Here is a 22,461-nt window from a genome sequence, read left to right on the forward strand (position 1 = left end):
CCTACTTTGTATGATTTTTTGTAACATTTTGCTGTAGTAACGTAGTTTCTGTCAAATGATTAAAGGGAAATAGATAGCTCTACACGAATTTTAATTAATATGAAGATAAATTGAAAGGACTTTCCACCGATGAATATAAGTAAGTTTTCTATAAAACGCCCTGTTTTTACAATTGTTTCAATAATTTTTGTATTAATACTCGGCGCAGTTTCATTATTTAAAATTCCAGTTACGTTAATACCTGATTTAAATCCGCCGATTGGAGTTGTTGTGACAAGCTATCCGGGTGCAAGTCCGATTGAAGTAAACGAAAAAGTGACAAAGCCGCTTGAAGCTTCGCTGGCGACATTGCCGGGGATTAAACGAGTGCAGTCGACATCGCTGGAAAGCTCGAACCTGATTATTTTGGAATTTGATTGGTCAACAAGTATGGATGATGTGCAAACCGACATATTACAGCGAATTGATCTTGTTCCACTTCCTGAAGAAGCGGGGAAACCAAGCTTTTTGAAATTTGATCCTTCGCAATTTCCGGTCATCCAAATGGCGCTCGCAGCAGAAAATGAAGAAGTCGATATCCGTCAAATCGCTGAATCACTTGAACAGGAATTGCAGCGGACTGAAGGGGTGGCAAGTGTAACCGTTTCAGGTGAAATTGTAGAAGAAGTACAGATTGAGCTTGATGCCCGGAAGCTTGAGCAGAATAATTTGACGCAAAATGATGTGATGAAAATTATCCAGGCTAGCAATATTTCGATGCCGGGAGCTGAGCTAAGTACAAATGAGAATCAGCTGTTAACGACTCGAGTAGTCAGTTTATTTACAAGTCCGGAAGAAATAGCGAATGTTGCGCTTTCGGTCAACCCATTAACAGGTGAAGCAATAAAACTTAAGGATATAGCGACTGTAGAACGCAAAGAACAGGAAACGAATACAATTACTCGAGCAAATGACCAACAGGCTGTCCTCATTTCGGTTTTGCAGGAGTCCGGGGCAAATACTGCAAATGTTTCCGAAACTTTTCAGAAGGAACTTGGTCAATTATTGGATGAGCCCCAGTATGATGGAGTTGAAGCAACAATTTTATTTGACCAGGGGGATTATGTTCGCTTAGCAATTGGTAATATTAGCTCCTCGCTTATTTTTGGCGGGCTATTTGCGATGCTTGTGCTTTTCGTCTTTTTATCCGGAATAAAAAGTCCGCTTATTATTGGCATTGCGATTCCGTATTCGGTCATCGTAACCTTTGTGCTTATGTTTTTTGCGGACTTTTCTTTGAACATTATGACACTTGGTGCCCTTGCCCTTGGAATCGGGATGCTAGTGGATAATGCCATTGTTGTTATAGAAAATATTGAGCGGCATTTAGAGCTTGGTGAGAATCCGAAAGAAGCGGCAGTCAATGGAACGAAGGAAGTGGCTTTAGCCATTACCGCTTCTACTGTCACGACGATTGCAGTCTTCGTGCCGGTCATTTTTATAAGTGGGTTAATCGGTCAAATTTTTGTGGAATTCGCGTTAACGATTTCATTTAGCTTGATTGCTTCACTATTTGTGGCACTGACGGTTGTACCGATGCTGGCAAGCCGCTTCTTACGTACAAAGCCTTCGAATGTAGTAAAGAAGCGTCAAGAATCATGGCTGTACCGAAATTATACGAAAATACTAAAATGGGGCTTAACGAGACGAGCCCTTATTTTATCAATTACCATCGTCTTAGTTGGTATATCCGGATTTATGGTATATAAAACAGGTACAGAGTTTTTGCCGCCGACTGATGAAGGATTCGTATCTTTGTCCGTTGAGCTTCCAAACAGTGCAACAGTTGAAAAAACAGAACAAATTGTTTCGGAAATTGAGGAGATGGCAAAGCAGTATGAAGAAGTTGATGTAGTGGTCAGTTTAATTGGAGGGAATCAGCAATCTTTATCGCGGGGTACTAGTGAACAAAATGAAGGGGAGATTTCAGTTAAGCTCGTTGAATTATCGGAACGAGATCGCTCCATATTCGAGTTTGTTGAGCTTTTTGAAAAACAAGTGCAACAGCAAATCGGAGAGCGTGCAGAAGTGAATTTCTCGCTTTCATCTTCTTCAGGTTCAACACCGAACTCATTAACATTTCGCGTGACAGACAGCAATGAGTCTCAGCTGAAAGAAACGGTCGCTTCCATCCAGCAACGTATTGCAAAGATTGATTCGGTTACCGAGGTAACGACTGATTTGGATGAAGTTCAAGAGGAAATTCAAATTGAAGTAAATCGTGATAATGCACTTCAATATGGGTTAATGCCCGCACAAATTGCTCAAACCGTCAATATGATGACACGAGGCGCATTTACAACACAGATCATTGCCGAAGATGGTGAAGTGCTAGGTGTATATACTGGATTCGGAAAAGCATACCGTGAAGATGTAGAAGCACTTAAAACGATGAAGCTTCGAACAAATGCGGGGGTGTTTGTCGAACTGCAGCAGCTGGCATCGGTTGAAATAAAAGAAACCCAAACGGCTATTCGAAGATCGGATCAGGCATCGGCCGTAGCCGTGTTTGTAAAATACAATACATCGGAGTCCCTTAGCGGCATTTCTAAGAAAGTGGATAATGCGATTGAAGAAGAGGGTATTCCTGCAACATCGAAAGTTGTTTTTGGTGGCGACCGTGAGCTTTTCGACAGTGCAAAACAAGATATGATACTGGCCATTCTGCTGGCTGTTATTCTTATTTATCTAGTAATGGGCGCTCAATTTGAATCCTTTAAGCTGCCGTTTGTGATGATGTTCAGTGTTCCGCTTACGGTTATCGGTGTCGCTGTTTCTCTGTTTGTAACTAATACATTGCTCGGTGTTACAGCCATTATCGGCATCCTTATATTAGTGGGGATTGTTGTAAATAACGGCATTGTTCTTATAGATTATATTAATCAGAAACGACAGCTAGGATTAAATATAACCGAGGCCATTATTACGGGTGCCCAGGATCGAATGAGACCAATTTTGATGACGGCTTTAACGACTATTTTAGGTTTGGTACCATTGGCATTGGGAATTGGTGAAGGTACAGAAATGAATCAGCCAATGGCCATTGTCGTTATTGGAGGGCTGGTTAGTTCAACAGTTTTAACATTATTTATCGTACCGATCATTTACAGCCTGATTGAAAAGGAAGCAAAAGAATAGATTGAAAAAACTATTTATCGCACGACAATGTAAAATTTTGATGAATTATAAAAGAATGTTTGATTTTTCGGGACGTTATCGGTAAAATAGCAATATAATTGAATTGAATATCCAATTGACATTTGTCAAAGGGGAGTAGCTATAAGAGATTTAAGTAGCAGCCTGTCATTTTAGATAAGCGCTATTTTTAAATGTACTTACTTCACATTCGTCATTACATGGTTAGGAGCCATCGGGTGTGATAGCATTATGTGCTTAGCAAGACCTTTGCCTATTTACATAGGCAGAGGTCTTTTCTTTTTTGGCCAAAAAGGGTATTTTTTCAAATTCACATTATTAACGCCTAATTTATTGGGTACAAGTAAATAATAAGGAGGAGAAATTTCATGGAAGCAATTTTATTAGAATATGCATGGGTCTTACTTGTATTAGTTTTCCTTGAAGGGCTGTTAGCTGCAGATAATGCAGTTGTAATGGCAGTAATGGTTAAACACTTACCGAAAGAACAACAGAAAAAGGCATTATTTTACGGATTATTCGGTGCGTTCGTATTCCGATTCATCGCGCTGTTCCTAATTACATTCTTAGCGAAATACTGGGAAATTCAGGCGCTTGGTGCGGCTTATCTATTATTCATATCCATAAAACATCTATACGATAATCACTTTAAAAAGCAGGATGAAGATTTGGAATTGAAAGAGAGCAAAGGTTCTGGTTTCTGGATGACGGTATTAAAAGTAGAGCTTGCGGATATTGCGTTTGCAATCGACTCAATGCTTGCAGCCGTAGCTATTGCTATGACATTACCGCACATTAGTGATTACCATATCGGCGGAATTAATGCCGGTCCATTTGCTGTTATGTTCCTTGGTGGCTTTATAGGGCTTGTCATTATGCGTTTTGCGGCCCAAATGTTTGTTAAGCTGTTAAACGACTATCCAACATTGGAAACTGCAGCCTTTTTAATTGTAGGCTGGGTAGGTGTCAAATTGGCGGTATTGGCGTTAGGACATGAGAACTTGGCCATTATCGACCCGCATTTCCCGCATTCGACAACATGGAAAGCCATCTTCTGGGTAGTACTGCTTGGACTTGCAGTAGGCGGCTATTTAGTAAGTGTATACAAAAACAAAAAAGCAAAAGCAGAATAATATATGTTTTAGGAGATACTTCAACTATTAGAAGTATCTTCTTTTCATTTTCCATGATATTCATTATACTAGTAAAAATGTAATCAATTATCGGAGGCCAATCTATGCCTTTTAAAAAATTCGAAAAGCGTAAAATTACGCCTTTCCAAATTTTAATCACTTATTATTCTGTAGCCATTTTAATTTCGTTTTTATTGCTGCGACTTCCGGGAGTCCATTTGGAAGGTGTACACGTATCATTTTTAGACAGTCTATTTACGGCAGTCAGTGCGGTTAGTGTAACGGGTTTAACGACCGTTACTGTTGCAGAAACATACAGTAGCTTCGGACTTGCCATGATTTTGCTTATTCTGCAATTCGGTGCGATTGGGATTATGTCCATCGGTACGTTTTTATGGCTGCTGTTTGGAAAGAAAATCGGCATGCGTGAACGTCAGCTTATTATGATTGACCATAATCAATATAATTTATCGGGTGTTGTTGCCTTGATTCGTCAAATAGCCAAGCTGCTGTTTATCATTGAATTTACAGGTGCCCTTATATTAACGGTACATTTTAAGCGTTATTTTGCGACATGGGAAGAATCGGCGATTAATGGATTGTTTGCGTCTATTTCTGCGACAACAAATGGAGGCTTTGATATTACGGGAATGAGTTTGCAGCCGTTTCATCACGACTATTTCATACAATTTGTTTGTATGATTTTAATCTTCCTCGGAGCGATCGGTTTTCCCGTATTAATTGAAGTGAAGGCCTATTTAACGAAAAAGGATCCGGCATTTCGCTTTAGCTTATTTACAAAGGTTACGACGTTTACGTATGTTGCCTTATTTGTTTTTGGTTCGGTCGTAATTTTTATTATCGAATCTTTTCAGTCCTTTAAAGGGATGCGATGGCATGAGGCTGCTTTTTCGGCTATGTTCCAATCGATTTCCACGAGGTCGGCTGGTTTAACAACCTATGATGTCACTTCATTCAACGAGGCGACACAGCTCTTTATGAGTGCACTAATGTTTATTGGGGCATCACCAAGCTCTGTCGGTGGGGGAATTCGTACCACGACATTTGCGATCGTTATTTTGTTTTTAATTGCATTTTCCCGCGGGCAGTCGGAAATTCAAATTTTTAACCGGGAGATTCATTTAATCGATGTATACCGTTCGTTTGCGGTGCTTATTTTTGCGATTATTATGGTGCTCGGCGCTGCGATGGTGCTGTTTATCACAGAATCTAGCGCCTCTATGATGGAAGTCATATTTGAAATTACATCAGCTTTCGGAACGTGCGGGATGTCGCTCGGCATAACGGGGGACTTAACGGCATTCGGAAAAATGGTCATTATGGTGCTCATGTTTGTAGGACGTGTAGGGCTCATTTCTTTCCTGTATTCAATCGGAGGATCTGCCAAGAAGAAGAAGTACCATTACCCGAAGGAACGGATCATTATTGGGTAGTTTTTCAAAAGTGGCTTAAAACAAGGCTTTATAAGGGTTTTCGAGGGGGTGAAGTTATTTCACCCCCATTTAGATCCTCTAAGCTCTAATTTTGAGAAAGTTTATAAATTTTTCGAGTGATTTTTGTTCTTGAATCATTTTGACATTACAAACAAACTTAAAAATAAATTTTTTTAACCAGTTTACAAGTGTTATGCACAGGAGTAAAATAAGCTCGTAATTAAGAAAACTAACAAAGCCAAATCTCAATCATTGAGAACGGAGGACCCGATCTTTTGGGGTTAATTCTGCATTGCAGAAGGGATGATATATACTCTTTCGCCATCCTAACCCGTCAGCTAACTTCGTCGGCTAATGCGGAGGAGGTCATATAATAGACCGCCTTATTCAAGTATTCCTTTTGTCGTTTACCGCAAAGTTAATGCTTGTTTAAATCGGTCTTTTTGCGTTCATAAAACTTTATTAATTATTTTAGAATAAGAGCTTAGTAGATGCCTAAACTTGGTATAAATTCATGGGTAAATAACTTTTAACTTATTGTTAGGAGGGAGCAATGAAAATTTTCAAAGAGAGCCTTAATCCATCAAAAATACTTGTTATGGGATTTGCCATTTTAATCCTTGTAGGTGCATTTTTGTTGACTTTCCCGGTAGCTACAGCAGATGGTAAAGGACTTCCATTCCTAGATGCGTTATTTACAGCTACTTCTGCTACATGTGTTACAGGTCTAGTGGTTGTAGATACAGAGGAGGCATTTTCACTGTTTGGTGAATTAGTGATCTTGTCGCTTATTCAAATTGGCGGTTTAGGATTTATGACGTTTGCAACCTTTTTATTTACTCTATTAGGAAAAAAAATCTCTTTAAAAGAAAGAATTTTATTAAAAGAAGCTTTTAATGCTGCTTCGACTCTTGATATCGTCAAAATAGTTAAAAGAATACTAATTTTTACTGTGATAGTAGAGGGTATTGGAGCTATCATATTATCGATCAGATTTTCATTTGATATGACGATTGGCAAAGCAATTTATTTTGGTTTTTTTCATTCAATTTCAATTTTTAATAATGCAGGCTTTGATTTAATGGGGGGATTTAAAAGTCTTACTGAATACGTTGACGATCCATTTGTAGTATTAACTGTTTGCTCTCTGATCGTTATAGGTGGCTTAGGTTTCATTGTCATACATGAATTATATGAATACCCTGTTACAAATAAAATTTCATTACATTCAAAAGTTGTATTGTTTACAACACTAATGCTTATCGTTGGAGCATCCATCTTAATTTTCCTGTTTGAATATAGTAATGATAAAACATTGGGACCGTTGTCTTCCACAGGAAAAGCTCTAGGTGCCTTGTTCCATAGTATAACGCCAAGAACGGCGGGAGCAAATACATTACCAATGGCAGATTTGACTCATGCCACGCTATTCTTAACCATTTTCCTAATGTTTATCGGGGGAGGTTCAGGCTCGACTGCTGGAGGTATTAAAGTATCTACTTTTGCAGTTTTAATGGCAACAGCTTTTTCCCAGCTTAAAGGGAGAGAAGATGTGGTTTTATTTAAACGTCGTATTGTTATGCAAAGTATTCTAAAGGCACTTACTGTTGCGATGAGCGGCATCATGATCGTTGTAATCGTCACCTTTTTGCTAAGCATCACAGAACCAGGTCATGACTTTATTCTATATTTATTTGAAGCAACTTCAGCATTTGGTACCGTGGGACTTTCTATGGGATTAACACCAGAGCTATCTCCATTTGGACGCGTTCTAATTATCTTAACAATGTTCGTAGGGAGATTAGGTCCGTTAACACTTGGATTTGCTATTTCCAAACGACGTAAAAAAGAAGCATATCACTATATAAAAGGGAACATAATGATTGGTTAATTAACAAAGGAAAGGGATACAAAATGGCAATAAAACAATATGCTGTGATAGGTTTAGGGAGATTTGGAACGAGTGTTGCTAGAAGGCTGCATGAAGCTGGGCAAGAAGTATTAGGAATCGATTTAGTTGAAGAAAATGTCGAAGCTGCTGAAGGTTACGTAACAGATGCGGTGATTGCTGATTCGACGGAAGAAAAGGCTCTTACTTCATTAGGTATCACAGACTTTGATTGTGTAATTGTAGCGATAGGAAATGATATTCAATCCAGTATTTTAACGGTGGTACTCCTAAAAAATTTAGGAATTCCAAAAATTATTGCTAAGGCACTTGGTAAAAGGCATGGCCAGGTATTAGAGGCGATCGGCGCTGATTGGGTCATTTATCCGGAAAGAGATATGGGGGAACGAGTAGCCAATCAACTCCTCTCACCAAAGTTACTTAACTATATTGAACTCTCGAAAAATTACAATATTGAGGAAATTACAATTCCTTTAAGGATGGCCGGTAAAAATCTAAAAGAACTTGATATTCGTGCTAAATTTAATGTCAGTATTATTGCGATTGTTAGGAATGATGATATAATTGTTTCTCCTTCTCCAGAAGAGTTGCTTCAACCAGAAGATTTACTGGTCACCATAGGGAGTAGAAAAGACCTGGCAAAATTTTCAAGTTTAGAATGAGTGTATAAATGATTCTTTTTATTCTCTGTTATTGCACAAACTAAATCACATAAATACACATTAAAACCCATTACCTGTAATAAAATGTACCCTATAAGATAGACACTTTGAAAAAAGCCTATCTAGTAGGGTATTTTTATTATAATAAGAAAAAAGATACTGGAGCGGAATCGAATGACAAAAATCTACTTCACAGAGAAACAACAAGCACAATTAAAATGTAATCCGAATGTACTGGCCGTCAGTGACAAGGCCATTACCTATACAGATGAATTTAAGCGTCATTTTATTGCAGAAAATGAAAAGGGGAAATTACCAAGAGCCATTTTTGAAGAAGCAGGATTGGACGTTGAATTAATCGGTTTGGAGCGTGTTCGTTCTTCCGCAAAACGCTGGCAAGCAGCTTATCGAAAAGCCGGAATAAATGGTTTACAGGATACACGTAAAACGAATTCGGGACGCCAACTTGAACGTGAATTAAGCCTTGAAGAAAAATATGCACGATTAGAAGCGAAAACGCGATTACTTGAGGCAGAGAACGAACTATTAAAAAAGCTGGATCTACTCGAAAGGCAGATGTTGAAGAAGAAATCACAATTGAAGCGAAAATAAAATTTGAATTAATTCAAGGAGCTATCGAAAAGTATAAATTGAAGCGCATGGTGAGCTACTTATGTGAACTGATGGGTGTTTCCCGTTCAGGTTATTACAATTATTTTGATGAACAATCCGCCCAAAACCGGGCAACCCAAGATGCGGCAGATCAAGTAGTGAAAGAAAACATTTTAAAGGCCTATCATTTCCGAGGACGCAAAAAGGGAGCACGCCAAATCAAAATGACACTCCAAAATCAATATAGTATCATCTACAACCTAAAACGAATTCGTCGCATTATGAAGAAGCATGACATTGTTTGTCCCATTCGAAAAGCGAATCCTTATCGACGTATGGTAAAAGCAACGAAAGAACACCGTACATGCCCAAACGACTTAAAACGGAACTTCAAACAAGGTGTAGCAGGAAAAGTGTTATTAACAGATATCACGTATTTAACGTATCGAAACGGAAAGCGTGCTTATTTATCGACGATTAAAGACGCTGAAACGAATGAAATTTTAGCGTATGAAGTATCAAATTCCTTATCGTTGGATATCGCCCTCGATACATTAAAGAAATTGAAAAAACACAAGCATTTAGTGAAAGATGCCTTTATTCACTCGGATCAGGGCTTTCATTATACAAGCCCGATCTATCAAGCATTGGTAAAGCGATTGGGCTTAGGTCAGTCCATGTCACGTCGTGGGAACTGTTGGGATAATGCGCCCCAGGAATCATTCTTTGGGCATTTTAAAGATGAAGCCAAGATAAAAGAGTGTGAGACGTTAGAAGAAGTGAAACGAGAGATTAAGAGTTATATGACGTATTACAATTATTATCGAGGTCAATGGAATTTAAAAAAGCTGCCGCCTGCAAAATACAGACAGCAGCTTCAACAAGTTGCCTAGGCTTTTTCACAATGTCCTTTACAAAGGGTACATTTTATAAAAGTAATGGGTTTTTTTTCATACGTAGTATTGTAATAAAACCCCTTCTCGGAAATGTTAACCAACGGATTTTTAATCGGAGTAGCTATATACGAATTTTACCCTTTATTGGGATCGGTACAAGAATCGGGGAGACCAACTTTTTGAGGATAGGAAGGACGTCAAACCACAAGACACCCCAAAATCTCGCCAAAAGGTTAGTTGAGCTGCTGGTATCATGGGAGAATAGGTTGGCTTATTTATATGGCTTAATAATGGGTCATGAAATATAAAAACCAGACTGCGTGATTTTGTTCATCTGATGCATTGGATTGAAATTGATGTGCTATATAGGAATTCCCAGCTTGTCTCGCAGCAAGATGGTAAAATTCAACAGCTTCTTGTTCATCTTTAAATGCACCTAATACACCTTGTTTAAAGTTATTTGGCATTTCTTCTGTAATTTGAGGCGTTGGATAATGGCCGGTAATGGAGAAGTAGGAATTAGAAAAGCCTTGAAAGTGTCTCATTTCATCATTTCGAATTTCAAGAATTCTGTTTTGAATTTCTTGAGTTGGTGCGAGTTTAGCTAAGTGCTCATAAAAATGGATTGCCGTGAATTCACCATTGATCGCTTTTGTTAAATTACTAATTAAGTTTGAGGTTGGTGAAGGAAAAGCAGAGTTTTGCAAAAATACACTCCTTTTTAACCAATATATTCGATTAAAATAAGAACGAAACTTGTCTTGAAGTTTTAGGCATAAAAATTCGTATTGTATCTACTTGGCTCTAATTAATACAAATAAACTTATTTCATCATTTTTTTAATCTGTTTCAATTCATTAATTAAATAGTCAAGCTGTTTTTGCATGTCTTTTGACTGTGGAGATGAATCGGATCTTTGAGTGCCTTGGTTACTTGAGTTTTCTAATGCCTCCAACGCTAGACGGCAGCAATCGCAGCTATACCATCACCTAATGTAGCGATGGATGCACCAATAAAAGCAAGCCTGGCAATTTGAATTTCTTGAGAGTCTGGGGACTGTTCTTTTTTATTGGCATTCACTTTTAATATCCTCCTTACTAAAAAAGAATGGCTCTAATTGCATAATATGTATTTTTAAATATTAGTGAGTTAGAAATAATAATAATGCTTAAATAACATCACTTTCTTACGGAGTAATAATGGTAATTAAAGAAAAAACGGGCAATACGTAAAAACGTCCATTTCCTTTTAGGGAATGGGCGTTCTTTAATGTATTTAAAACATAACTATTTTTCATGCAATGTGAGAATCATAAGTCTGTAAATAGTAAATACTCCGATATATGCGCCGGAAATTAAGAAGAGTTCATTTAAAAAAAGACCATGAATTTTTGTCATAAAGACAGCATCGTCAATAATAATCTGATAAATTGAAGTGGATGCAATACTGCCGAAAATGATGACAAAAATAACAGCCAATATATTAAAAATAAAGGCTGACTTGCTGATTTTCTTTCTTAGAAGGACCATAATAAGCGGAACAACAATGCTTGAAATAACCAATAAAAATTTCAAAAATAGCACTCCTTTCTATTAATTGAATTATGCCCTCTTTTTTGGGGTATAAAACGAGTAGGCCGACTGCAATCAGCAGAATAGATTATAGCTAATTGGTTAATTTATGAATGGAGGTGATCATTATGGAAAAGAAGAAAGGCAATGACCGACAAAATATGAAAGAAGAGGTTGGACCGGAGTTAAACCCGGATGATCTGGATCTTCGTGAAGACAATGATTTAACGGAAGAGCAATATAAAAATGGACCTCAAAAGAAACAATCGGATGGTTCTAAATCAAATAATCGATAAATTTTTCAATTTGAAAAAAGAGACTGGGACAGAAGTAGAAATTTCATAAACTAAGGAGAAAAACCTTATTAAGAAACGGATATTTTATAAAATTGATTGGAATGGAGGGCGAGTGTAGCTGACGGCTACGCCTTTCGCTACAAGCAAGCTTCCTGCGGGAATAGCGTGCAGCCTGAGACTACAGGCTCAGGCCACGCCCGCGGAAAGCGTCCCGGAATGGAAATCAATTTTTACGCTCTTCAAAAAAATGCCATTTTCCTCTAAGAGAAAAATGGCATTTTTGGGTTATGTCCCACCCTCTTTTGAATTAATTGAATGTGTTGAAGTAAGGCTGTTGTCCATTGCGGAAGTATGTGAATAAATAGCCTGTTTTCTTTTCTGGTGCACCGACTTCGTAATTTTCTAAATCGATGTGGAACGGAATAATTAATGAATGCTTGAATAATTCGCGTTCAGTAATTTGCATTGCTTCAAATTCCTCACCTACAAGGGAAGGGCCTTCTTTAATACGCGTATAGACATCTTTCATCTCTTCATCAGAAAGACGGTCATCCCACCAAAGTTTACGCGGCTGGAACTGCTGACCTTGCAGGAAATCGTACTTCATTAAGCTTGTAATCACTTCTAAGTCAGCATGCTCGACCGTTTGAAGGAACTCTAGTAAACGGCGGAATAAATCTTCAAGCTGATGTCCAATACGTGACCAGCCTTTTGTTTCCCAGTATGTGCCGAAACTTTGGAAGAAATCGAATGGCGTTTCAAATACTTTTGTTACTAAATATTCAATCGTATTGTCCATACGATGTGCATTCCAATACTTTTCCAGTACGTCTTCCGCATGTTTAATACGAACAATATCATCGAATGTTAATACATTATTTGAAAAAATTTCATAAGGCGAAATATCAACATATGTGTAGCCGTACTTTTCGGCTTCCAACCGTAAGCCTGTCCCGCGCAGCAGTTTCAGGAAGCCAAGCTGCAGCTCTTCTGGACGCATCGCAAATACATCATTAAATGTTTTGCGGAAAGACGCATAATCCTCTTCAGGCAATCCGGCAATTAAATCCAGGTGCTGGTCAATTTTGCCGCCTTCTTTTACCATTGTGACAGTACGAGTAAGTTTTTCGAAGTTTTGACGACGCTTTACAAGATCGTTTGTTAGGTCATTAGTTGACTGGACACCGATTTCAAAACGGAACAGCCCTTTCGGTGCGTTGTCATTTAAAAATTGAATGACCTCAGGACGCATAATGTCCGCTGTAATTTCAAACTGGAATACGACACCTGGCTGATGTTCATCAATTAAAAATTGGAACATTTCCATCGCATAGCTGCGGCTAATATTAAAGGTACGGTCTACGAATTTAATCGTTTTTGCCCCGTTATTCATTAAGTAACGAATATCTTCTTTAATTTTCTCACGATTGAAATAACGAACCCCGACTTCTATAGAAGATAAGCAGAATTGACAGCTGAAAGGACAGCCGCGGCTTGTTTCAATATATTGAATCCGTTTACCTAGATGAGGTAAATCTTCTTCAAATCGGAAAGGGGTAGCAATTTCTCGCAAATCGATTTTCGGTGGCTGTGCATGAATTTTTAATTTTCCTTCTTCTAAATAGCAAATACCCGGCACCTTTTCGAGTGGGATCTCACCATTGAAGTAGCGAAGCATTTCTTTAAATGAAACTTCACCTTCACCCATAATAATGAAGTCGATTTCTTCATGTTTACGAATCCATTCATGGACATCATAGGAAACTTCCGGACCGCCTAATACAATTTTGACATTAGGCAATACCGTTTTTAGCATACGAATTACCGCAATCGTCTCATTAATATTCCAAATATAACAGCTGAATCCGACAACATCCGGTTTCTTTTGGAAAAGGTCTGATACAATGTTGAAAGCGGGGTCTTTAATAGTATATTCAGCAAGCTCACAGTCGAATTCAGGTAGTGCTGCTGCTTTTAAATAGCGGATCGCTAAATTTGTATGAATATATTTTGCATTGAGTGTACTTAATATAATTTTCATAATTTTATTCTCCTCTTCATAAAGTATATTGTAGCAGTGTAAACAGATACAAACAATATGGGAGAATTTGCCCATTTTATTCCAAATAGTAATGTGAAATAATATACCATAAGTATACAATTCTGAAAATTCTATAATATCTAAAAATGGGGGGTTGTAATTGTAGTGGAAGGTCAATTGAATTTTATGTTAGAAGATCTCTTTCAGCAATCCAATGAACAAATTATTATATTAAACCGCCAAGGTAAGATTGAATTTATGAATAGTAAAGCAGAGGAAATATTACAGTCAACCCATTTACCTAAATGTTTTTGGGAAAGTACGGACAAACTTAGTGGTGAGTGGGAGAGGTTTATCCATTCCGTCAATGAAAAATCACCATCTACTACTACATTTGTATTAATTAATAAATATCATCAGAAAATACCGGTCCAGGTTTGGGGGCATTTTCTTGAACATAAACAACTGATCTTTACTAGAATACAAGTTAACCCATCCAATGTTATTTCATTTGAAGAAAAAAGCAAAACACTTATGTTTCAGAATTTAATTGATGGAATGGCACAAGGGGTAATATTAACAACGTTGAATGGAAAAATATTATCCGGCAATGCAATGGCATTGCATTTACTTGATCGAAAAGCCGCTCAAATAGAAAATAGAAGCTATGATTATCTATTTGAAGATTGCCAGTACGATTCTGAAGTCATCATCCAATATTATAAAAAAATTTCAAATCGGGAAATGGCGAGTATTTTTGTTAAAAGAGAAAACGGAGATGGCACTCCGGTCTATTTAAACTTCATTAGTAAAGTAGATGAAAATTTAGGGATATTAGTAACAACGATTATTGACCAGACGGAAGAGATGATGTTGCTAAAAAGGATTGAGCATCAGCAATCTTTGTCGTTTATTGGTCAAAATATTGCGTCGATTGCCCATGAAATACGCAATCCTATGACATCGATCCAAGGCTTTATTCAGATGATTAAAAGCAGCTTAAATGAGCAGGAATATCCTTACTTCAAAATTCTAGAATCTGAGTTAAAACGTATGGATGATTTGCTTGGAGACCTTCTGAACATTTCAAAACCAAAGAAACAAGTATTTCAAATGCTTGATTTGAAGGATGTTGTAGACCAGTCAATTCAGCGTATGCAGCCTCTCGCAATGAAAACAAATGCAATGATTTTGTTTGAATATGACGAACAAGTAGAATACAGAATTAATGGGGACTATAATCGCCTGATACAAATGATCATTAACTTGCTGAAAAATGCTATCGAAGCCATGGATACGAATAATTACATCGTTGTACGTTTACTTTACCGCGGCAAAAATATGCTGCAGCTTTCAGTTCAGGATAGTGGAAAAGGGATGAATGCGGTTGATATTGAAAATGCGTTAAACCCTTTTTATACAACGAAAGAAACAGGATCTGGACTGGGACTATTGCTTGTACAATCTGTCATTAAAGAACATAATGGGACTCTTCACATTGAAAGTGAGCAAGGTGCAGGATCTAAGTTTTTAATTGATTTTGATTTAAGAAATGAAATTGAATATTTAAATTCTTCTCCTTCTTATTCAATGAGAGTTGCAAGAATGGCGGCAATTTCGAAGTGATTTTGACAAAACTTCCAATCCATCGCTATAATATGTACATCTTCATTTAGCAGATTTAGCAAACACTAGCTGAAATCTTAGCAAATCAGTGTAAGAGCACCGCTTCCATGAAGCAATGAATGAGTACGAATCTCGTGTGAGCCAAGCTTCTTGCAGATGTCACAGATTATTAAAGGGGATTTAAAGAGGAAGTTAGCTTAAAGTGTTCCATTATGGACAACAGAAGTCTGTCCCGTCTTGTGGGCCTCCTTAAATCCTACGCAATTGCGCACAGCGTAATTGATTATTTAAAATAGAGGATGGTTTTTATGGCTTCAGAGGAAGTAAAGCAATCGTTGAAATTATTTATCGTTTTATCAAGAGCACATAAAGCGATAAGTGAAGCTACGAATCAATTTATACAAACAAATGGTTTAAATCCCACAGAATTCGCGGTTTTAGAACTTTTATATCATAAAGGTCGCCAGCCACTGCAGCAAATCGGAAACAAAATTCTGTTAGCAAGCGGATCGATTACTTACGTAGTTGATAAGTTGGAAAAACGGAATTTTTTAGCGCGTGTTTCGTGCCCAACCGATCGTCGTGTCACATATGCGGAAATTACCGATCTAGGTTCCGAATTTATGGACAAGCTGTTTCCTGAGCATGAACAGAAAATTCATGAACTTTTAGGGGCATTATCAGCCGAAGAAAAACAGACAGCAATAGAGTTATTAAAAAAATTAGGATTATCTATTAAAGATTTATCCTATTAATCAAGAAAAGGACGCCCCAAATTTACGGGCGTCCTTTTTGCTCATTATTGAATTGTTAAACCCATTTGTAAAAAGGCATCTGTTAGGTCTGCTTGGACATTATCGTAAATTGTTAACGTAACAAACAGGTTTTCGCGCTCAATTACAACTTTTACAACCTTTTCATCTTCTAATAAAGCTTCATATCCAACAATATTTAAAATTTCTTTACGCTCTGTCAAAGTTGAAGCTAAATCCAGATCTTTCGTGTTTTCAGGAGCAATGGCAGAAATTGTTTCCTTTGCAGATTCTTTTAACTGATCAAAAGTTACATCTTCTTTTTTTACAACTTCAATTTGCATTGACGTTGCTTCATCAGCATTATTTAATAAACTGTCGACACCTGGTTCTTCTGAAGTCAGTGTATAGTTTTCTAAATGTTGAATCGTGTAATTCATTTCATCACTTTTTGAAGTTACTACTTTTTCTTCAAACGGCTGGCCATTTGAAATGTATGTCAATGTAGTAGTATCACTTTTATCTTCTTGTTCAGCTTTTGTTTCTTCTGATGACTCAGTAGTTTCCTCTTGCTGAGCTGAAGAAGATTCATCGGCCTCGCTTGTCTCGCTCGTTTCGTTTGTTTCTTGTTCTTCCTCATTTTGCACTTCTTCTGTTTCAGTAGGCTCTTCTTTTGCTGCATTTGTTGTTGTAGGCTCGTCTGTATCCGTATTACAAGCTGCTAAAAATGCAGATAAAATAACTACGGCACCGACTTGATAAATTGTTTTCTTCATATGGATCCCCCTTTAACATGTATAGACGAAAATTTAGAAAGATAAGTTTCTGCTTTAATTGTATCAGAATAATGGTAAAACTAAAAATAATAGTAAAACAAAGACAATATGGGTAACGATAATTAACGGTAAACTTTTTTTCCATTCATATAACGCTCCCCACAGCAAACCAGCGATAATAGCTGCAAGTGCACCTGGCAGGAACCCGCTAATTGCTAGAGACAGTGAAAATAGCATAGAAGTGATTACGACAGCCCAGAAAGGCGTTGTGTATTGTTTTAACTGCTGCTGAACATAGCCTCGCCAAAACATTTCTTCTCCTACAACTACGATAAAAATGAGCATTAAATAATGGAAAATATTTTGTGGACCATATACATCTAAAAATTTCGATATATCCTTTGATGCGTTTTTATCGAGATAAGGCATTATCATATAACCGAGTTTTACAATTCCATACGTAATTGTCCCGTACCCAATTCCGTATATCAAATATTGCCATGTCGGAATACGGTCTTCAAATTTACCTGCCACTAAGCTGATGGCAATTCCAACTAGTAAGGTAAAGGCATATAAATACCAGAATATCGTCTTTTCATAAAATGTAAAAAACATCATGCTGAAAATAAAAACTAATGCCAGAAGGAGTGTAATGATTTGTTTTTTGTTTTTCAATAGCTTCAACCTCCCCTTACGTATCGTAACAAAAATTACCCTTTTTATCATCATCTCAATGTTAAAAAGGGTAATTTGCATTAAATTATTCGTTATTAGCTAATATTTTATACCGTTTGTGATTAACAACTGTTTTTTCTTCCATTTCTAAATCATGAAAATTATCCATAATCGTTATATCAACGATAACGGAATTCTCATTCACTTTTTCAACGACTCCTTTTAAGCCGTCTTTAAACTCGATTATATTTCCAACTTCCGCAATTTTCATACACAGTCAGTCCCTTCATCGACTACTAATTAACAGTTTGCTTGAAATTATACTACAAAATTCAATTAGTTTGAATAATTTTATTAATTTACTAGGACATATTTGGAATATATTTAATTTTCCTTTTCAATTAATAGTCTGATATATTGGATTTATACATATAAAAATGGAAAGAGGGTCCATATGACAGACTATAAAACAGTTCTCGATCAATTACGCAATGGCGATTTACAATCCGTGATTATAAAGAAGGAGGAATTTCTTCAGTTTCGTGAACACCTTATTAAGGATGAACAATTTAAAAACTTCCGTGGTGAGGCAAAACAAGGTGGGGATGTAGTGTATACATTTTCGGAAAATTCAAGAGCGTAATTATTGTCGAATTTTGAATGATGAAATTTTTGTAAGAAGATTACAAAATGGGTATAATAATGGTAAATGGCTAAAAAAGGAGGAAACAGTTTGGGTAGACCTATCTCGAATGAGGCACTACTATTGGAAATTGAAGAAAAGCGCAAACAAATGATTCAATCAGGTTTAGAAAATGGTTTACGAAGTGCTAAAACGATACAGCTAAGCGTCCAAGTAGACAATCTAATGAATGCTTTTAATCAATCGAGAAGTGCACATCTGTTATTTAAACATTAAATTGAAAATAATTATAAATTTTATGTTTAAAACAGTGATGAGAAGGGAAGAGTAATTTTGAACACAGCAACATTCTCATTTCCCCCTTTAGAGTAGAAGCGGACCAACGCTACTGCTCTCTTTTTTTATATATGCAGGAAATTTTAATTTATTCATACATTTTCTTAAATCCAACTAATAAAATATATCATTAGAAGATCTTTCTTTAAGAGGCCACTCCTATGGGATAAGCATATTGGAAACTTTCCTAGTGAGGGTGTTATTTTTAGAATTATTAAAAAACACTGACATTGAAGTTCTCCCTGAGTTTGTTAAAATAAAAAGAAAATACTAAAGGGGCATACATATGGAATCAAAAAAAATAGGGTTTATCGGTACTGGTGTAATGGGGGCAAGCATTGTTATGCATTTGCTGAATGCCGGACATGATGTAACAATTTATACAAGAACTAAAAGCAAAGCGGCAGATCTTATTTCTGCAGGCGCGAAATGGGCTGAAACACCAGCAGAAGCAAGTAAAGAGCAGGAGATTATCTTTACAATGGTTGGCTACCCAAAAGATGTTGAAGAAGTTTACATTGGTGATAAAGGTATTTTTTCTGCTGCGAAAGAAGGTGCAATTGTCATCGATATGACGACATCTGAACCGACGCTTGCCAAAAAGCTTTATCATGAAGCAAGGGAACGTGGTTTGCATAGTCTTGATGCACCTGTATCTGGTGGAGACATTGGTGCAAAAAATGGTACATTATCGCTTATGATTGGCGGCGACAAAGATGTATTTGAAAAACTTTATCCTATTTTCGAACTGTTTGGACAAAATATTGTTTACCAAGGTGTTGCGGGCAGTGGGCAACATACGAAAATGTGCAATCAGATTGCGATTGCATCCGGCATGATCGGTGTTTGCGAATCGATGGCTTATGGTTTAAAAGCTGGGTTGACGATGGAGGAAGTTCTTCGTTCGATTACAGCAGGGGCAGCAGGGTCCTGGTCGCTATCCAATCTTGCTCCACGTATGTTGAAGGGGAATCTGGAGCCTGGCTTTTACATTAAACATATTATTAAAGATATAAAGATTGCGCTTGATGAAGCAGAGCGTATGAATCTCCAATTGCCAGGCTTAACTTTAGCGAAATCTATGTACGATCAGTTACTTGCAGAAGGCTATGGGGACAATGGGACGCAAGCATTAATCAAGTATTACGAATAAGTACAAAGGGCACAATAATAGATAGTAGTTAAATAGTTCTTATGATACAATGGGATTATTGTAAGCGTGGCAGTTTGGAAGGAGAGACAAGTAGTGGAAAATCAGAAAGGGATTTTACTAGAAAGTGGAACAAATGAGCTTGAGATTGTTGAATTTGAGGTTGCGAATAATAAGTTTGGTATAAATGTAATTAAAGTAAAAGAGATTATTCAGCCAATACCAGTGACATTTATTCCACATGTACATCCACATGTTGAAGGTATTATTCAATTACGTGGGGAAGTATTGCCGGTTGTAGATATGTTAAAAGTATTAGGGATCTCTACAGAAAACCGAAACCCACAGCAAAAATACATCGTGGCAGAATTTAATAAGCAACGTGTTGTATTCCATGTGGATAATGTTACACAAATTCACCGTATTTCCTGGGATCAGATTGAAAAACCTTCAGATATGTATCAAGGCGGATCATCTCAGGTGATTGGCGTCATCAAGTCTCAAGATGAAATGATTCTACTACTGGACTTTGAACGAATCATGGTTGACATTAATCCTGAATCCAGCATAAGTGTGGACGATGTTAAAAAGCTTGGCAAGCGTGAACGTACCGAAAAAAAAGTAATTATTGCGGAAGATTCGCCATTATTGCGCAAATTGTTATTCGATACGATGAATGAAGCAGGCTATGCAAATACGGAGTTTTTTGAAAACGGCCGTGATGCATACGATTATCTGGAAGCGCTGGCTAAAGCAGATAAACAGATCGAAAACCATGTACAGCTCGTGATTACAGATATTGAAATGCCTCAAATGGACGGTCATCACTTAACTAAGAGAATTAAATCAAATCCTGATCTTAAAAAACTTCCGGTCATTATTTTCTCTAGTCTAATTACCGATGATTTACGTCATAAAGGTGAGCAGGTAGGAGCGGAAGAGCAAATTTCGAAACCTGAAATTGCGGAATTAATTTTACAGATGGATAAGTTGATTCTGTAAAAAAACTTATCTAATAATTGATGCATCGTTTTAAATTGTATAGAATAATGGGAAAGCCGGATACTTGAAAAAGTAATTCCGGCTTTTTTTGTAAACTGAAAATGAAATGATGTATTATGCAAATTTTCTTGAAGGCGCTTAAAAGAGTGTAATCGAATACAAAGGTATTCAGAAGGAAGTGAAGCGTATTATGAAAAAAATTAAGACAGCCATCATTGATATTGGTTCTAACACGATTCGACTTGTACTTTATTCCTATAATAAAAACGAAGGGCTAAAGGAATTTGGAAATATTAAAACCGTTGCCCGCCTGCGCACATACTTATTGCCAAACGGAGAAATGTCCGAAGAGGGCATTCAGCTACTTGGTGAGACGTTAAGATCGTTCCGCTTAATATTGGCGGACTATCATGTAACAGACGTAAAAGCGGCCGCAACTGCTGCCGTACGACAAGCGATCAATAATGATAAAATCATCGCCCGTATGAAAGAAGAAACAGGTATTCTGATTGATATTTTAACGGAAGAAGAAGAGGCATACTACGGCTTTGTTGCAGTAGCCCATTCAATGGATACCCCGTCTGCAGTAACGATAGATATTGGCGGTGGTTCAACTGAAATTACATTATTCATCAACAAAAAACTCCAAAAAACGATCAGTTTCCCATTCGGTACGGTTTCCTTAAAGCAAAAGTTTGTAAGCGGTCCGATTATTGATAAAATCGAACGTGAAAAGCTGCGTACGTTTGTAAAGGAACAATTTTCCTCACTAAAATGGATAGTTGATGTAGGATTACCGGTTATTGCAATTGGAGGAAGTGCACGTAATATCGCCCAAGTTCATCAGCAAAAAGTTGGCTATCCGCTATCGGGTGTTCATCAATACGAAATGACTGTGAGCGACTTACAACAACTGCGCGACTATTTGACGGAATTTTCGTACGATAATTTGAGACAGCTAGATGGTCTTTCGTCAGACCGGGCAGATATTATCGTTCCGGCATTGGAAGTATTTATGGAGCTTCTGTCTACTGTAAATTCGAATTCTTTCCAGGTCAGTAAAAAAGGGTTGCGGGAAGGGCTCATTATTAGCCGTGTCTTACAAGGAAATCCCCAGGCCTATGATAAATACAATGTTTTTGAAGAAAGTGGCCGGCAGCTTGCGTTAGCTTATGGACGTACGGAGGAGGAAGTACAAACACTGGAATCATTGACAGAACAGTTATACCGGGGCTGCATTAATTTAAAGCTATTTGAATATAGTGAAGTAGATTTACAGCTATTAAAGAAAGCCGCAAAAGTTTATGGAATCGGGGAATATATTGAGCTGGATTCCTCCAGCCAGCATACATTTTATTTAATTTCCAATCAATCAATACCGGGCTTGTCCCATATAGATCGGGTTAAACTGGCTCTGCTGGCATCGTATAAAAACCGTGACTACTTTTTGCGTTTCGCACGACCATTCGATTCATGGATTTCAAAAGAAGAATTCAAAAAGCTGCGTGATTTTGGCGCAATTTTAAAATTTGTTTACGCCTTAAATATGACAAAGCGCAATGTCGTAAAAAATATTGCGCTTGAAAAAGTAAACAATCATTTTCAAATAGAAGTACTGACTTCTGAACGGGCAATAGCGGAACTGGCTCAGGCAGAAAAACAAAAAAAGCATATTGAACGTGTTTTCAAAGGCGAGGTAAAACTTAAGTTCAACGAAGAAAGGCAGGGTTGA

21 protein-coding genes and 1 riboswitch are annotated in these 22,461 nt (G+C 37.3%); of the genes, 14 read left to right on the forward strand and 7 right to left on the reverse strand.

What is annotated here, in order from left to right; genetic code table 11:
• Positions 1-129 precede the first annotated feature (129 nt).
• From MHH37_RS04060 to MHH37_RS04085, 6 genes are all read left to right on the forward strand, one after another.
• Entirely contained in the window at positions 130-3,177 is a 3,048-nt protein-coding gene (locus MHH37_RS04060; protein WP_342575118.1) for an efflux RND transporter permease subunit, read from the forward strand.
• A gap of 386 nt (positions 3,178-3,563) precedes the next feature.
• Positions 3,564-4,328, forward strand: coding sequence for a TerC family protein (locus tag MHH37_RS04065; RefSeq protein ID WP_014824588.1), 765 nt, complete (start codon positions 3,564-3,566; stop codon positions 4,326-4,328).
• Positions 4,329-4,432: 104 nt separating this feature from the next.
• Positions 4,433-5,782 (forward strand): TrkH family potassium uptake protein, encoded by a 1,350-nt coding sequence (locus tag MHH37_RS04070; RefSeq protein WP_008403524.1) that lies wholly within the window; start codon positions 4,433-4,435, stop codon positions 5,780-5,782.
• A gap of 226 nt (positions 5,783-6,008) precedes the next feature.
• Positions 6,009-6,149, forward strand: a riboswitch (cyclic di-AMP (ydaO/yuaA leader).
• Between the two features lie 186 nt (positions 6,150-6,335).
• Positions 6,336-7,673, forward strand: coding sequence for a TrkH family potassium uptake protein (locus tag MHH37_RS04075; RefSeq protein ID WP_342575120.1), 1,338 nt, complete (start codon positions 6,336-6,338; stop codon positions 7,671-7,673).
• Positions 7,674-7,696: 23 nt separating this feature from the next.
• Entirely contained in the window at positions 7,697-8,353 is a 657-nt protein-coding gene (locus MHH37_RS04080) for a TrkA family potassium uptake protein (RefSeq protein WP_342575122.1), read from the forward strand.
• Between the two features lie 174 nt (positions 8,354-8,527).
• Positions 8,528-9,858, forward strand: a protein-coding gene (locus MHH37_RS04085; RefSeq protein WP_342575124.1) for an IS3 family transposase whose coding sequence is annotated in 2 segments (ribosomal slippage) — positions 8,528-8,912 and positions 8,912-9,858 — 1,332 coding nt in all. Because the reading frame shifts where the segments join, the coding sequence is not laid out codon by codon here.
• Positions 9,859-10,145: 287 nt separating this feature from the next.
• Here the strand turns inward: MHH37_RS04085 and MHH37_RS04090 are convergent.
• The 3 genes from MHH37_RS04090 to MHH37_RS04100 form a co-directional block, all read right to left on the reverse strand.
• Positions 10,146-10,568 carry a ferritin-like domain-containing protein gene (locus MHH37_RS04090; protein ID WP_008403521.1) on the reverse strand — a complete coding sequence of 141 codons (423 nt, stop codon included), beginning with the start codon at positions 10,566-10,568 and terminating at the stop codon, positions 10,146-10,148.
• Between the two features lie 250 nt (positions 10,569-10,818).
• A complete protein-coding gene (locus MHH37_RS04095; RefSeq protein ID WP_342575125.1) occupies positions 10,819-10,941 on the reverse strand; it encodes a hypothetical protein in 123 nt (40 codons plus the stop codon).
• Positions 10,942-11,147: 206 nt separating this feature from the next.
• Positions 11,148-11,435, reverse strand: a complete 288-nt coding sequence (locus MHH37_RS04100) for a hypothetical protein (protein WP_014824585.1) — start codon at positions 11,433-11,435, stop codon at positions 11,148-11,150.
• Positions 11,436-11,560: 125 nt separating this feature from the next.
• Between MHH37_RS04100 and MHH37_RS04105 the strand changes: the two genes are divergently transcribed.
• Positions 11,561-11,728, forward strand: a complete 168-nt coding sequence (locus tag MHH37_RS04105) for a hypothetical protein (protein WP_008403517.1) — start codon at positions 11,561-11,563, stop codon at positions 11,726-11,728.
• Positions 11,729-12,035: 307 nt separating this feature from the next.
• Here the strand turns inward: MHH37_RS04105 and MHH37_RS04110 are convergent, their stop codons facing one another.
• A complete protein-coding gene (locus MHH37_RS04110; RefSeq protein ID WP_339263904.1) occupies positions 12,036-13,769 on the reverse strand; it encodes a B12-binding domain-containing radical SAM protein in 1,734 nt (577 codons plus the stop codon).
• A 165-nt stretch (positions 13,770-13,934) separates the two neighbouring features.
• Between MHH37_RS04110 and MHH37_RS04115 the strand changes: the two genes are divergently transcribed.
• Together MHH37_RS04115 and MHH37_RS04120 are read left to right on the forward strand one after the other, a co-directional pair.
• Complete coding sequence (locus MHH37_RS04115; RefSeq protein ID WP_342575128.1) at positions 13,935-15,395, forward strand: ATP-binding protein; 1,461 nt, start codon at positions 13,935-13,937, stop codon at positions 15,393-15,395.
• A gap of 308 nt (positions 15,396-15,703) precedes the next feature.
• Positions 15,704-16,150: a MarR family transcriptional regulator gene (locus MHH37_RS04120; RefSeq protein ID WP_014824582.1), complete on the forward strand. Its 447-nt coding sequence runs from the start codon at positions 15,704-15,706 to the stop codon at positions 16,148-16,150.
• A 44-nt stretch (positions 16,151-16,194) separates the two neighbouring features.
• Here MHH37_RS04120 and MHH37_RS04125 read toward each other — a convergent pair whose 3' ends face one another.
• The 3 genes from MHH37_RS04125 to MHH37_RS04135 form a co-directional block, all read right to left on the reverse strand.
• Positions 16,195-16,923, reverse strand: coding sequence for a chemotaxis protein (locus MHH37_RS04125; protein ID WP_342575130.1), 729 nt, complete (start codon positions 16,921-16,923; stop codon positions 16,195-16,197).
• A gap of 63 nt (positions 16,924-16,986) precedes the next feature.
• Positions 16,987-17,598 (reverse strand): type II CAAX endopeptidase family protein, encoded by a 612-nt coding sequence (locus MHH37_RS04130; RefSeq protein ID WP_008403510.1) that lies wholly within the window; start codon positions 17,596-17,598, stop codon positions 16,987-16,989.
• Positions 17,599-17,683: 85 nt separating this feature from the next.
• Positions 17,684-17,869 (reverse strand): DUF2187 family protein, encoded by a 186-nt coding sequence (locus tag MHH37_RS04135; RefSeq protein ID WP_008403508.1) that lies wholly within the window; start codon positions 17,867-17,869, stop codon positions 17,684-17,686.
• 183 nt (positions 17,870-18,052) lie between these two features.
• On the opposite strand from MHH37_RS04135, the gene MHH37_RS04140 reads away from it, so the two are divergent.
• The 5 genes from MHH37_RS04140 to MHH37_RS04160 all read left to right on the forward strand — a co-directional run bounded on the left by MHH37_RS04140 (position 18,053) and on the right by MHH37_RS04160 (position 22,461).
• Entirely contained in the window at positions 18,053-18,241 is a 189-nt protein-coding gene (locus MHH37_RS04140; protein WP_342575132.1) for a hypothetical protein, read from the forward strand.
• A 90-nt stretch (positions 18,242-18,331) separates the two neighbouring features.
• Entirely contained in the window at positions 18,332-18,517 is a 186-nt protein-coding gene (locus MHH37_RS04145; protein ID WP_008403505.1) for an aspartyl-phosphate phosphatase Spo0E family protein, read from the forward strand.
• 346 nt (positions 18,518-18,863) lie between these two features.
• Positions 18,864-19,730: an NAD(P)-dependent oxidoreductase gene (locus tag MHH37_RS04150; protein ID WP_342575134.1), complete on the forward strand. Its 867-nt coding sequence runs from the start codon at positions 18,864-18,866 to the stop codon at positions 19,728-19,730.
• 93 nt (positions 19,731-19,823) lie between these two features.
• Positions 19,824-20,729 carry a chemotaxis protein gene (locus tag MHH37_RS04155; RefSeq protein ID WP_342575136.1) on the forward strand — a complete coding sequence of 302 codons (906 nt, stop codon included), beginning with the start codon at positions 19,824-19,826 and terminating at the stop codon, positions 20,727-20,729.
• Positions 20,730-20,919: 190 nt separating this feature from the next.
• Positions 20,920-22,461: a Ppx/GppA family phosphatase gene (locus tag MHH37_RS04160; RefSeq protein ID WP_342575138.1), complete on the forward strand. Its 1,542-nt coding sequence runs from the start codon at positions 20,920-20,922 to the stop codon at positions 22,459-22,461.

Source organism: Solibacillus sp. FSL K6-1781 (genome assembly GCF_038630735.1).
Classification (GTDB): Bacteria; Bacillota; Bacilli; order Bacillales_A; family Planococcaceae; genus Solibacillus; species Solibacillus silvestris.

Bases quoted from the DNA above. Each gene is read 5' to 3' on its own strand.
- MHH37_RS04060 (WP_342575118.1), top strand. From the start codon at position 130: ATGAATATAAGTAAGTTTTCTATAAAACGCCCTGTTTTTACAATTGTT.
- MHH37_RS04065 (WP_014824588.1), top strand. From the start codon at position 3,564: ATGGAAGCAATTTTATTAGAATATGCATGGGTCTTACTTGTATTAGTT.
- MHH37_RS04070 (WP_008403524.1), top strand. From the start codon at position 4,433: ATGCCTTTTAAAAAATTCGAAAAGCGTAAAATTACGCCTTTCCAAATT.
- MHH37_RS04075 (WP_342575120.1), top strand. From the start codon at position 6,336: ATGAAAATTTTCAAAGAGAGCCTTAATCCATCAAAAATACTTGTTATG.
- MHH37_RS04080 (WP_342575122.1), top strand. From the start codon at position 7,697: ATGGCAATAAAACAATATGCTGTGATAGGTTTAGGGAGATTTGGAACG.
- MHH37_RS04105 (WP_008403517.1), top strand. From the start codon at position 11,561: ATGGAAAAGAAGAAAGGCAATGACCGACAAAATATGAAAGAAGAGGTT.
- MHH37_RS04110 (WP_339263904.1), bottom strand. From the start codon at position 13,769: ATGAAAATTATATTAAGTACACTCAATGCAAAATATATTCATACAAAT.
- MHH37_RS04120 (WP_014824582.1), top strand. From the start codon at position 15,704: ATGGCTTCAGAGGAAGTAAAGCAATCGTTGAAATTATTTATCGTTTTA.
- MHH37_RS04125 (WP_342575130.1), bottom strand. From the start codon at position 16,923: ATGAAGAAAACAATTTATCAAGTCGGTGCCGTAGTTATTTTATCTGCA.
- MHH37_RS04135 (WP_008403508.1), bottom strand. From the start codon at position 17,869: ATGAAAATTGCGGAAGTTGGAAATATAATCGAGTTTAAAGACGGCTTA.
- MHH37_RS04140 (WP_342575132.1), top strand. From the start codon at position 18,053: ATGACAGACTATAAAACAGTTCTCGATCAATTACGCAATGGCGATTTA.
- MHH37_RS04150 (WP_342575134.1), top strand. From the start codon at position 18,864: ATGGAATCAAAAAAAATAGGGTTTATCGGTACTGGTGTAATGGGGGCA.
- MHH37_RS04160 (WP_342575138.1), top strand. From the start codon at position 20,920: ATGAAAAAAATTAAGACAGCCATCATTGATATTGGTTCTAACACGATT.